The following is a 12,596-nucleotide window of genomic DNA, read 5'->3' as shown; positions in this document are numbered from 1 at the left end:
AAGGATATTATGATGATCCCAAGATAAATATCTGTTCATCATTACAGGGCCTGTCAGCCTGAGTGAACACTCGCTCAGCAATTATTAGGCCGACTATTTCACTTCACGCCAAAAGATAATCTTATCGTGCCCACGATAGGTACCAAAATATGCGTTTGCTCTGGGATCAAACAGGGTATTCGCGGCGTCTCCCGGATAATTCCAATATCCCTTGAGCCATGGCGAAACATGCAGTTTAAGCGGCACCTCGCCCGCCTGGTTAGGGATCGAAAAATAGAGATTGCCCACACCATTCATCAGAGCGCCACTGCGCAATGACAAAGCGGCGTTGCTATAGGCCTGTAGATCGGGAAAATCCGTGGGTAGTGTGCGGTACAGGCCGGTCGTTGCACTCTCGCCAGCATCTAAGGAGGTCTGAGTATTAAAGACAGAGCAGCTATCGTCGCCGTTTAATGTCCAGGTGGGCACGCCAGCGGTCACGCTTGAAACATATTCGCTGCGTAGCGGCAGACGCAGACTCTCCGACTGAGGCCCATAGCCGTTTTCCAACACCAGACGGCCATAGCGAAGTTCAAAGGCTTTACCGTCCCCAATATCACTGAAACTAAATTCCTGGCAACTGGCCGAGGCATTATCTCGATAACAGATACCATCTTCATCGCTGACATCCAGCGCTGACAAAACCAGATCAAACTTGGCATCGAAAGGCGCCAGTGGCGTTTGGGTACGCTGATAACTGGGCTCGGCACCGATCAACTCGGCGATGTTGGGGGAGCTAAGATAATTGACCTGACCCGAGAGTGCGGGCGCCTGACTATCGGCAATCGCCGCCAATCCTGTGCTGTCCTGATAACTACGCTCTGCCCACTGATTGCGCTCAGCCTCATCCCTGTGCTTATAGCGCCACCAATCGCCTAGCTGATAGTTGGTGGTCACCTTATCGTCGGCATTGAAACCGGCCACCTGAATACGCGGCTCCAGACCTGTGGTAAAACCAAAGGGCTGCTCAAGATAGGTGAAGGCGCCGCAACTTGCGAGTGCCTCAGGGCTATTAGCCGTCACATCCAAATAAGCAGGCGTGAAGCGGCCAAATACATCACTGCTGGACTGGCTGGCAGAAATGGTTACGCCCTCAAAGCTGACATCCGCTCCAAGCGCCACCTGCATTGTACCTACCTCACTCCAGCTTTGATCATCGATGATCTGAGCACTGGCGCCAGATGATAGCGAAAACGCCAGACTATCACGGCCTAACACGCCATTGACCCCGGCATCAGGCTGCACTACCTGTGACACCACAGACAGGCCACCATGCACGAAATTTTGCAGTGCACTGTTGTCACTGAAGTCTTTGTCATCATCGCTCTGCCAACAGGCCGCGGTCACCTGCATGCTAAAGGGCTTACCCGCGGCGGCCAGTACCTTACAGCCTGCGCCATAGGGATCGCTGGCATCACAGCGCCCATTGGCACTGACATTGGCAAAATGAAATCCCGCCGGCGCCGAGGTAAAGCTGTCGCTGTGGGAGAGAATCAGGGTCTCAGTGCCGCCCGTAGGCTGCGAAACCGTGTGGTTATGTTCGGCGCTAAGCTTCACCACGCCCGCCTCGGGATAATTGGCCGACAGGCTCGCCACACCATCAGCGTTGAAATGTACCTCAAGCGCCTGAACGCTGCCGCCTTCAATCGCTACCGTATCCGCCGGGGTTAACAGGCTGTTCAGGGTAAGCTGAGCTGGGTTGTTGACCACGGCCGGGCGCAGATAATCGAATCCGAAGTTAACAGTCTTAGTCTGATTAGCAAACAGGGGCTTACATTGCTGCGTCTGGGTATCTTTGGTCACCGCGAATAGGTTAAAACTGCTACCCGTCTTACAGGCTGTGCTGTCGGGCACATCGAAATAGAAACCCGTGTCTTCAAAGTTAAGCAAACACTGAGAATTAGCCACCAAGGCGCCGTCGATATAACAACGATAGGGCGCGGAAGGCGCCGTGGTGCCAAGCCCAAGGAGCACACTGCCGCCATCAGGGTGCGACATCTGAGTCTGAGTCGAACCGGTAAAACCAACATCGGCATATTTCACACCATTCTTTGTCAGCTGGACGCTGGAAGAGATAGTTGCCTGAGTGGAGCAATCATCATTAACACAGGCACGCAGCAGGATATCTTTGGCCGCGCAGCTTAGTGCATCTGAAGTGAACTCAAGGCGGTAATGGTCAACAACGACAGGCCCGTTCTCGCACATGCCGCCGAAGTCGGCGTTGTCCACCGCATCGAGATCGACATCAATGCCACCGTTTTGATGTATACCTAGGTTCCCCCCAGAGGCAAAGGCGCCATCAATGAAAGTGTGGGGCTCTACCATTACGCTTCCCGCGACATAAACAATCGCGTTAATCGAAATATGTCCCGATAGCCTTAACTCACCTCTGACATAAATAATCAGATTTTCGGCGTTGCCTGAGTCATTTATAGCTGAATTATTAATAGATAAGTTATTGAAATAAAGCCGAGTAGAGGCATTATTGGTAAAAACATAGCTCCCCTGTTTAAAATCACCCTCGCCGAAATTGTAATCTCCCGCGCTAAAGGAATCACTTGATGAGCAACTCCTTTTCCACCCTTGTGTTGTACAGATCAGGTTCCCCCGATATGCCCCGATATCGTCGGGCGGCACCAGGCCTGGGTTATGATTTCCGCTTGGTGGATCGGTAAAGATCTCATCACATCGAGGTACGGCAAATACTGTGACAGAGAACACCAAGAAAAGTACTCCACAAAGCAGAGACAGGGGGAACTTATTCACGGGCTTCGACCTCCACCTTGCGATTGACACGCAGACAGGCGTCGCCGTCACAGTCGCCCACGGCGCAGGTCGCCTCACTGCCGATAAGATACTGGGTCACCATGTCGCTCCCCGCCCCGACAGAAGTCTGACTACAAGTTAACACCACGCTGCAGCCATGAAAACCCACGACATCGGGCGGCGTCCAGCTCGATGACACACTAGCGCACCCCACCACGGCCCCGCTTAAGGGAAACAGCTGCGCCAGGGCGGCATCGGCGCCGCTATTGGCTGCGGCAAAGGCGCGGGTCGCCAGAACCTCCAGATTCACCCCCTCATCGGCATCACTGACGATATTGACGAGTGCCGCCGCCATTAAAAACATCACGGTAATGATGAAGATACCTATCACTAGGGCGCTGCCTTGCTGCCTGGCTCGATTAGGGAACATTGATCACCTGTACCTGATGTTGATATTGAAAGGTCTGGCCATTCACTTCAAAACGGGGCGACAACTGTACCACGGCATTATTAGTCAAGGTGCCCGGCGTGTAATGGATTGGTGCCTCACTGCTCAGATTGTTGACCACATGCTGGCCCATCAGGGCGCCCGCCCCCATCTGCGAAGGTGTCGGCTGGCTGTTCTGAACCCCATAGCCGTCGTAGCGCCTGATATCACCGCTGCCTAAGAAGCAGTAACTCACGGCACCATTGACCATAAAATAACGCCGCTGGGGCGAGGCCTCATCGAAACGCAGCGGATTATCAAACTCAAGTTGATTGCCGCTCAACTGTTTAACATTGAAGATGCGCCCTTGAGTCGTCGAAGGCGTGTCTTGATAGATCTGCCCTGGCGATAGCGGATAAACCACTATTTTATGATTTAGATTAACGCCCTGAGCCGGGAGCATCACACTGCCGCTGCTTGCCGCACTATCCGGCGCAATTGGCAAGCTGATATAGCTGGCGCTGGCGGTGATAGGCATAAACTCTATGCATTGTGCATTGCTTGAGCTCCCTACCCGAATGCTGTTTGGCAAAGCATTACGCAGCTCACGGGTCATCCGCTCAATCACAAATCGGCTCTGACTGAGCACCTGATCCACAGAGCTGGATTCAACGAAAATACGGGTTCCCAAGATAACGAAGCTGCTCACCCCGACGACTAAGATACCGAGAATGATGATAACGGTCACCATCTCTACCAGAGTAAAGCCCCTATTACCTTGCCTGCTCGTCTTCGGTGACTGGCGCATCAATAATTACTCCGCAGGGCATGGTAGGTGATCACCTCACCACTTGGGGTGGTCACATTGATCGCCACCAGCTTGCTGCTCTTATCGCTACCGGGATAGGTAACGCTGACCGACAGTTGGTAGTTGAGGTACTCCTGGGCATAGGTGCGATCCGAGTTGAGCATCTTGCTGGCCTGAGTCAGGCCATGATAGTCATCCACATCGCGATAGGCGTTACGTGCAAGGCCGCCCGGGCCAAAGTTGGCCTCGTCGGTACAGGGAAGTCCAGCAGGCAAACCTAGGTCTGGCCGCGCCGCCGCACTGCAGGCAGGCACACCGCCATTGGGGTTAGCATTTTGATCATAACGCTTACCCCAAATCTCATTAAGCAACGAGTGAGCCAGCTCGGCAGAGCGCACCCTGTGCAGCGTCTCGGCGGCGCGATCCGCTTGGGGAAACAACAAAGTCGTCAACATGGTCAGGGCTATCCCCAGCACTATCATACCCACGACCAGCTCAACCAAAGTAAAGCCTGAAGCGCGCCGAGATACCTTTAATCTGCTAGCGTCCATGAATATACCCCTGACTCTCTATGATGAGATCTAAGGTGTCATCGGCGGCCACCTTTATATTGCAACCCACCGTACAACTCCCCGCCACCCTACCATCGCGATCGAACTGCAGGGTAAAACTGTTCAGCCCACCTAAGCTTAAGCTAGTCTGACGGGGCAGTGACTGAGGCGTTCCTGTGACCAACAGGCTGCTACAGTCGGCGCCGTAGATGTCGGCCCGATAGGCCGCTTCTGTCACGCTCACCTTGTAGCAACGATCCAGATTATTAAGCGCCATCAGCTGCACCCTTCTCAACTCACTAATCAGTTCATCTCTCAGGGTATAGGCACTGTAACTCGAGGCGGTAAAGAAGCGCGGCAAGACCACCACAGAAAGAATGGCAATCAAGATGATGGTTGTAACCAGCTCCACAAGGGTAAAACCTTGTTGTTTATTCATCGACACCCCAGCCGCAACACGCTGATAGCGTTAAACTTTCTAATAACCTACAGAGTATGGCAAATATTGCCATCGATTTCAGTAATTAGTCTCTTGGCCTAAGACAAAAAAGGCCTGCATTGCAGGCCTTTGGAAATGAGACAGGCTTAACAACCCGTAACGACTGTATTTACCGTTATAGATCCGTATGCCTCTAATGCATTGACATACTGCACATAGCAAGTACCAGGATTTTGGGTAGCTTTAGGGCTAGTCTGACCTTGAGGGTAGAAATAAATGCTTTTCGTAGCCGAATCTTCAACATATAACCATTCTGTACTGTTATCAGATTCCGATGCATTAATGTCTAAGGCATTTGCCAAGCTACCCGCCCAAACAGCCTTAGCATGACCATAATTCAATGCCACTGTTGTACCAGCAGCATCTATAGTCACCGTTGGATTATAATCACTACCAACAGCCTCGTTGCCGGCAATCAATGATTTAGATTGCACTAGGCTATCGGCGCCTTTTATAGCGGCTTCCAATCCTGAGACGGTTGATTTACGAGCATCACTTTGTAGGTTGATAAACTTTGGCGCCGCGGTCACCGCCAGAATCCCTAAAATAATAATAACGACCACTAATTCAATTAGTGTAAAACCATTTTGTTTATTCATTTGATATTCCTAATTTTTTAACAATTTGAAGTCGTCGGCATGGCTGCAAATGTAGGGCCAGCACTGGAGCTTGTCGCTTGGGTATATTCCAATTTACAGCCAGCTGGAGCACCTTTTTGCCAAATAGTCACCTTTGAGGTTTCTTCTTTGATAATCCACTCATCGGTTGCAGACGTATTGGTCGGTTGTCCATCAGAACCTGCAGCAAAAGAAACGTCTAACCCTTTCTCGAAATCGGCTTCAGTCGCTTTCATGTAACCATAAACGATATTAATATCATTTCCGGTACCTAGGCCTATATCCAAAGTCGCCGCGCCATTAGCGTCACCCTTCTCCTTCCCGGCAATCGCGGCTTTGGAATAAACTAAAGAGTTGGCACCTTGAATCGAGGCTTTCATCCCGGCTAACGCAGACAAGCGCGCATCACTCTGTAAGTTAATAAACTTAGGCGCTGCGGTCACGGCCAGAATCCCTAAGATGATGATCACGACCACTAACTCGATCAGTGTAAAGCCGTTTTGCTTCTTCATTGCTTTTCCTTGTTATGCGCTCTTGCAGTAAATGTTGTTAGCCTCACCCGGGGCAAGGCTCAAAATTAATTCGTAAAACTCAACACCTGGCCGGTACCCGGGTTATAAAGGATCCCTTTGGCATTGGCCGTATCCAGATCCGGCGCGGGTGTCGGCACACCTGTAGTGGTATTTAACACCAGGGAAGTCACCTGATGATAAACACAGAGGTCTAAGTTGGTCACCTGGGTACCATCGATCGCCACGCCATTGCCACCAGCGCCATCTAATACCCGTGCGGTAAAGCGCTGATTACGGGCATCTTGATTGAACAACACATTACGCGGCGCGCCCTGCAAAATATTCTGGAAAACCTCCTGGCAGGCGGCGTCTGTCATACCTGTAGCGCTAACGATACCACTGCCTGAGGTTGACCCTGTAGGAAAACCAAAGCGGGTATCGAGAGAGATCTGGGTACCATCCAAGACCACGTTAGCATTGTTACGCCCATCGACTTCCCACTGCGAACGCACGAAGCTAACCGCCGTGGCCAAACCGCCCGCGACACCATCTACGCTAGCATCTTCGGCATCATCGGTCACATTCAAAAAACGTGGAATGGCCGTTGCCGCTAAAATCCCCAGAATCACTATCACAATCACTAGCTCGATCAGAGAGAAACCACTCTGATTGGCTGCCTTATTGCGGGCTCGCATGTTCATAAAAATCTCCCTTAGATAATCCTGATAATTCTAGCATTTACATCAAACTATAAAACCTTAGACATGATTAAATTCAACGATCCGTCAAAAAAATAACTTGCCCGGAGCGGAGCTGATAACTCAATCGATCACCATTATTAGCAATATAACTACAAACCTCTCCGGCTTCATCCGCCTGGGTAATAATTTTAGATAACTCGTTTCGTCCACCCAGGAGTTGCCACCAGAGTGTTTTACACCCTTCTTGAGTCACTTTGCTTAAGGTTGGCCAACCTTGGTCGCTCATCTTAATCAATGGCTGTTGGCCGTCTCCCAGATCGATAGCCGTCGACCAATCGAGACGCATCTCTTTGGGGCGTCCCTGCACCAACCACTGAGAACGTACCATAGCCAACACATTCAACAAGCGATTATGCTCAAACCTAAGCCCCTGAGATGACACCTGATCCACCTTAGCGAAATAGCCATAACCCAGCCCGCCTAAGATCAACAAGAGCACCAAGATTGCCACTACCTTGCCATAGGCCTGCATTAGCTCTCCATCGACTCGCTGTTGATTTTTCATCAGCAATTCTCAGCAAATAAAAGGCTTAAGGCCATCATGGCTAACCACCTTTCACAACGTTGAGCATGTCCCACATAGGTAGGTAAATACCCAGCGCCAGGATCAAGACGATCACCGCCACGATACCGATCAAAATCGGTTCGAGCTTGGCGGTCAGATTCTTGAGGTCATAATCGACCTCACCCTCATAAAAATCAGCAGCATCGTTAAGCAGTTGATCTATCTGGCCCGTCTCTTCACCAACTGCCACCATCTGCAGCACCAACGGGGTGAACAGCTGACTCTGGTTCGACACCCTCAGCATAGACTCGCCGGACTCTATCCCCCGGCGCATAGCCACAATGCGATCATGCATATAAGCGTTATCCACGGCATCGGCCACCAAGCTCAATGCCTGGGTCATGGGCACGCCCGCACTCAGCATCATGGAGAAGCTGCGGCAATATCGCGACAGGGTCGAGCGCTCTATGATGCTGCCCACAGCCGGGATCTTAAGCTTCCATCTATCCCACTGCTTCTCGCCCTTCTCTGTGTTATACCAATAACGGATCCCCACGAAGCCCGCCACCAGCATCGCAAGTAGCAAGTACCAGTAGTTGACGAAGAAGTTAGAGGTACCGATCAACAGCTTGGTAGCCCAGGGTAGATCGGCGCCAAAACGGGCAAATAGGTCGGCAAACTTAGGAATAACCATGATATTGAGCACCACCATGGCCAGCGCCACCGCGATCAGTACAAAAATGGGGTAACGCATCGCGGCCTTGATGCGCCGACGGGTCTCCTGCTCACGCTCTATATAACCCGACAGCTGAATAAAGGCATCTTCCAACTTACCCGTGTTTTCACCTACGTGGATCATGGAGACAAACAAGGCATCAAACACATCGGGATGATGGTTCATCGCCGACGACAGTGGCCGCCCCGAGATCAGCTGATCTGAAATGTCATTCAGGGCCTCCTTCATCCTTTTAGAGTGAGAGCTCTCCGACAGGCCGGCGATAGCGCGCAGAATGGGAATGCCAGAACGGGTCAGCGAATACATCTGCCGGGTAAAAATTTGCAGCTCATCCAGGCCCACCTTGCTCTTGAACAGGCTAGCTAACTGAAATTCCCGCGCGGCCTTAGCCTCCACCAGTTCCAGAGGGATCACGGCGCGAGAAAGCAGCTGATCGGCTGCGGCGCTCTGGGTGGTCGCATCGACACGCCCCGTCACCGCCTTGCCCTGCGCATCACGACCCTTGTACTGGTATACAGGCATAGTTAGCCCTCAATCTCATGTTGGTGGATCATCTCCTGGGACAGCGGGATCTGGGCATCGCTGGCATCTTCAATAAGCTTGGCCACCTCTTCGATAGTCGTCATTCCCTCGGCCAAATATTGCAACGCCGACTCGGCCAGCGGCGTAAAGTTAGGACTCTGATAAGCCGCCTTGGCAAACGCCTGTGGATTGCCGCTACGCATCGCTTCAATCATCGACTCATCCAGCTCCAGGATCTCAAACACCCCGATACGGCCACGATAGCCGCTACCGTTACAGCTCTGACAACCCGTGCCTATGCTGAATTTCGCCTGGCTAAAATCACGCTCGCTGATGCTGCGCAGCCAAACCTGATCCGCAGGGCTCAATTGATGGGGCTGCGCGCAGTTGTGACACACGCGGCGCACCAGACGCTGGGCGATGATCACTCTTAGGGCACTGGCCACCAGGTAGCTGGCAGCGCCCATATCTAAAAGACGCAAGGCACTGGTGACCGCATCATTGGTATGCAGAGTTGATAGCACAAAGTGGCCCGTGAGCGCGCCTCTAAGGCCGATCTCGACCGTTTCCTGGTCACGCATCTCACCGACCATGATGATGTCCGGGTCCTGACGCAAGGTGGTGCGCAGCACATTGGAAAAATCCAGGCCTATTTTATGGTTAACTTGTACCTGGTTGATACGCGGCAGTTGATATTCCACCGGGTCTTCCACCGTGATGATCTTACGATCGGCGGTGTTAAGCTCGCTCAGCACGCCATAAAGCGTCGTGGTCTTACCGCTACCCGTAGGGCCAGTGACTAGAAGCATGCCGTGAGGGCGTTTGATCTGTTTGCGCACCCGCGCCAGCATCTCGGCTGGCATGCCTGTTTCATCTAAGGTCAACAAGCCCGCAGATTGATCCAACAGACGCATCACCACTGACTCGCCGTGATAGATAGGCATAGTCGACATACGCACATCTATCTTGTGGCCCTTGATCTCCATGTGGAAGCGACCATCCTGGGGCAGTCGCTTCTCGGAGATATCCAGCCCCGCCATCAACTTAAGACGCAATACCAGCGCCGAGGCGATATTCACCTCCTGCAGAGTGTTCTCCTGAAGCTGGCCGTCGATACGCTGACGGATCCGCAGCACCTTGTCACCCGGCTCAATATGAATATCCGAGGCGCGCATCTGCACCGCATCTTCAAAGATCGACTGCAGCAGCTTAACCACTGTGGTTTCGTTATCGCTGTCGGCATCGGTCAGGCTAGCCAGATCGAACTGATCGTCGGCGGCATATTCCTCTTCAAGCCTTCCGGCGATCTGCGCGATCTCACCGGTGCGGCGATAAAGATTATCGAAGGCCTCCAGCAGCTGAGTCTCGGTGACCACCGCAATCTTGATCGCCTTAGGCGCCAGCAAGACCTCGATATTATCCATCGCCTGTAGATCGGCCGGATCACTCATGGCCACCAACACATGGTCGCCATTATCTTCGACCGCCAGCGCGCGATAGCGACGGGCCTGCACCTCGGGCAGAAGATTCACCACCTGCGGCGGTATCGCCCGGCGGCTGATATCCAGGAAGGGAATATTAAGCTGCTGCGACAAAAACTTAAGCAACTGCTCTTCTGTGATGCACGAGAGATCAATAAGGGTTCGCCCAAGCTTTTTGCCTGTATTTCGCTGCTCGGCCAGAGCCTGACCCAGCTGCGCTTCGCTGATGATCGCTTCCTGTACCAATAAGTCGCCGAGGCGCATCTTTAACTTGGGTTTCACTCAATATCTCCTAACTGGGTCAGTCGCTGCTGAACGAAGGCGCTCGCCTGCTCTGACAAGCCGGGTAAGGCCAGCGCCTGACCATAAGCCTGCTTGGCACTGGCATACTTTTGCTGGGAATCCAAGGCGTAGGCCTGCCCCATCCACCACTTGGCCTGACGAGGCTCGACGCTTACCAAGTGTCGATAACTCTCTTCAGCCAAGGCATATGCTCCACTCTTCTGGGCCAGATGACTCTGCATTACCCACTTCTGTTTGGCGAGCAAGTGCTGGTCGGGGATTTTTCCAAGTGCTGCTAGCGCCCCGGCATCATCGCCCTTGTCTGCCAGCACTCGAGCCAGCAGGAGCGCATAATCAAACTCTTGTGGATAAAGAGCCAGCCCCTGCGCCAGCACAGATTCAGCCTGGTCGAAACGCCCCTGACCATAGTAGAGCGCCGCCAGATGTTGCCGCGCCTCATGCAGCGCGGGATTAAGACGCAGCACCTCGGTAAAATCACCTGCGGCCTGAGACAAGTTTCCACCCTCTTGGGCCAGCTTGGCCTGACTAAGGCGTTTCTCGGCCATTGCCTCTGGCGACAGCTGCACCTCGGTCACCGCCATGGTGCCAGCGGGTTTGACTGTGTTGGGCTCAGCCTCATGCTTAGGGCTGGCCTTGATGGTTTCGCCTCTATTGTCAGACCGAGTATCTAAGGATGCCTGTGCTGGCAGCAGAGGCTCTTCACCTAGAGCTGCATTTACGCTTGATTTTGAGGGCTGTTCATGAGCTGAAGACTCTTCCTTAGCTAAGGGCTCTTTATTAGCTGAGGGCTCTTCCTGAGCTGAAGGATCTTTATTAGCTGAAGGCTCTTTATTAGCTGAAGGCTCTTCCTGAGCTAAGGGCTCAACTCCACTTGATGCTAGAGCCTCTTCCCCCACCACAAAGTTGTTATTACCGGCGGCGATCTCCTGGGTCAGCGCTTGATTGTCCTGCTGCAGTGCCAGATTGGTTCGCTCTAACGCGCCAAATCGTGCCCAGGCAAAATAACCCAAGACCAGTAACGAGAGTGATAGCAGCAAGAGCAGCAACCAGGGCAGACGCGACTGCGGCGCCTGACGATATTGCAATGGCGGCACAGGCAGCTCATCCAGGCCATGGGACTGCTGGCGCTTATCCAAATCTTTAAGCATGGTATTGATGACGCTCATGCCAGCCCCCTAGTCAACCAAAACCAGAGCGCGCCACCACACAGCGACAGCGCTCCTGCGGTGCCCAACCACCAGCTGGCTAAACTGCTTTTTGCGGCATCCTGGGTATCGGCAATCGCCGCCTTCACATGGCTAGTTGTCACCTGCTGCGCCCCTTCGCCATAGGTCAGCAGCAGAGATTTATGGGACAAGATATTGATGAGCCGTGGAATTCCTCTGGCGGCGCGGGCAATAAGCCGACTCTCTCGATGACCAAACAGGTCCGGGCCGCGATAGCCGGCCACCTGAAGTCTATGGGCCTGATAGGCGCGAGTCTCATCGCTGGTCATCGGCCTGAGGTTATAGCTAAAGGTGATCCGCTGCCTTAGCTGGCGAAAATTAGCCTGCTGCAGACGATTATCCAGCTCTGGCTGCCCAAATAGCACAACCTGCAACAGCTTGCGGCTCTCGGTTTCCAGGTTGGTAAACAACCTCAGCGCCTCAAGGCTCTCGTCTGGCAAGGCCTGGGCCTCATCGAGCACTAAGACGATTGAATGACCATGGGCGCTCAGCGCAATCAGTTGCTGCTGGATCAGAGTGGTTAATCGCTGCTGATCAAGCTCGGCGTTATATTTCAGCCCAAGCTCCAGCGCCACGGCCCAGCGTAGCTCGCTGGGGCTCAAATAGGGATTGGGCAGATAGGCACAGTGAAAACGCTCGGGAATATCGTTAAGTAACTTTCTGCAGATCAATGTTTTACCTGTACCCACCTCGCCGGTCACCTTGATAAAACCTTCTCCTGTCTGCAGGGCCGTTTGCAGCACTTGCAGCGCCTCGACATGGGGCGCCAAACCGAAAAAGAATCCGGTATTGGGCGTCAACGAAAACGGCGCCTCAATGAGGTTAAAGTGCTGCAGGTACACA

The 12,596-nt window shown here is 52.9% G+C and carries 13 protein-coding genes; all 13 read right to left on the bottom strand.

Annotation, left to right across the window (positions count from 1 at the left end; translation table 11 throughout):
- Window positions 1-93 precede the first annotated feature (93 nt).
- A complete protein-coding gene (locus CFF01_RS01975; RefSeq protein ID WP_232479490.1) occupies window positions 94-2,364 on the bottom strand; it encodes a DUF6701 domain-containing protein in 2,271 nt (756 codons plus the stop codon).
- Between the two features lie 433 nt (window positions 2,365-2,797).
- Complete coding sequence (locus CFF01_RS01970) at window positions 2,798-3,235, bottom strand: MSHA biogenesis protein MshP (RefSeq protein WP_088903681.1); 438 nt, start codon at window positions 3,233-3,235, stop codon at window positions 2,798-2,800.
- Window positions 3,225-4,040: a PilW family protein gene (locus CFF01_RS01965; protein ID WP_088903680.1), complete on the bottom strand. Its 816-nt coding sequence runs from the start codon at window positions 4,038-4,040 to the stop codon at window positions 3,225-3,227. The genes CFF01_RS01970 and CFF01_RS01965 overlap by 11 nt, the downstream gene beginning before the upstream one ends.
- The gene (locus CFF01_RS01960; protein WP_088903679.1) at window positions 4,040-4,591 is read right to left on the bottom strand and encodes a type II secretion system protein; all 552 of its coding nucleotides are present in this window, start codon (window positions 4,589-4,591) and stop codon (window positions 4,040-4,042) included. Before CFF01_RS01960 ends, CFF01_RS01965 begins: the two co-directional genes overlap by 1 nt.
- A complete protein-coding gene (locus tag CFF01_RS01955; RefSeq protein WP_088903678.1) occupies window positions 4,581-5,030 on the bottom strand; it encodes a type II secretion system protein in 450 nt (149 codons plus the stop codon). The genes CFF01_RS01960 and CFF01_RS01955 overlap by 11 nt, the downstream gene beginning before the upstream one ends.
- Window positions 5,031-5,176: 146 nt before the next feature.
- Window positions 5,177-5,689: a type II secretion system protein gene (locus tag CFF01_RS01950; protein WP_088903677.1), complete on the bottom strand. Its 513-nt coding sequence runs from the start codon at window positions 5,687-5,689 to the stop codon at window positions 5,177-5,179.
- A gap of 17 nt (window positions 5,690-5,706) precedes the next feature.
- Entirely contained in the window at window positions 5,707-6,219 is a 513-nt protein-coding gene (locus CFF01_RS01945; protein ID WP_088903676.1) for a type II secretion system protein, read from the bottom strand.
- A 65-nt stretch (window positions 6,220-6,284) separates the two neighbouring features.
- Window positions 6,285-6,920: a type II secretion system protein gene (locus tag CFF01_RS01940; RefSeq protein WP_198387108.1), complete on the bottom strand. Its 636-nt coding sequence runs from the start codon at window positions 6,918-6,920 to the stop codon at window positions 6,285-6,287.
- A gap of 73 nt (window positions 6,921-6,993) precedes the next feature.
- Complete coding sequence (locus CFF01_RS01935) at window positions 6,994-7,485, bottom strand: hypothetical protein (protein WP_088903675.1); 492 nt, start codon at window positions 7,483-7,485, stop codon at window positions 6,994-6,996.
- Between the two features lie 40 nt (window positions 7,486-7,525).
- On the bottom strand, window positions 7,526-8,743 hold the full coding sequence (locus CFF01_RS01930) for a type II secretion system F family protein (protein WP_088903674.1): 1,218 nt from the start codon (window positions 8,741-8,743) through the stop codon (window positions 7,526-7,528).
- Window positions 8,744-8,745: 2 nt separating this feature from the next.
- Window positions 8,746-10,506: a GspE/PulE family protein gene (locus tag CFF01_RS01925; protein WP_088903673.1), complete on the bottom strand. Its 1,761-nt coding sequence runs from the start codon at window positions 10,504-10,506 to the stop codon at window positions 8,746-8,748.
- The gene (locus CFF01_RS01920; RefSeq protein WP_088903672.1) at window positions 10,503-11,693 is read right to left on the bottom strand and encodes a tetratricopeptide repeat protein; all 1,191 of its coding nucleotides are present in this window, start codon (window positions 11,691-11,693) and stop codon (window positions 10,503-10,505) included. The genes CFF01_RS01925 and CFF01_RS01920 overlap by 4 nt, the downstream gene beginning before the upstream one ends.
- Window positions 11,690-12,595, bottom strand: a complete 906-nt coding sequence (locus CFF01_RS01915) for an ExeA family protein (RefSeq protein WP_033539069.1) — start codon at window positions 12,593-12,595, stop codon at window positions 11,690-11,692. The genes CFF01_RS01920 and CFF01_RS01915 overlap by 4 nt, the downstream gene beginning before the upstream one ends.
- Window position 12,596 lies beyond the last annotated feature (1 nt).

The organism is Shewanella marisflavi (assembly GCF_002215585.1).
In the GTDB taxonomy this organism is placed as follows: Bacteria; Pseudomonadota; Gammaproteobacteria; order Enterobacterales; family Shewanellaceae; genus Shewanella; species Shewanella marisflavi.
This window is presented reverse-complemented; position numbering and strand designations above follow the sequence as displayed.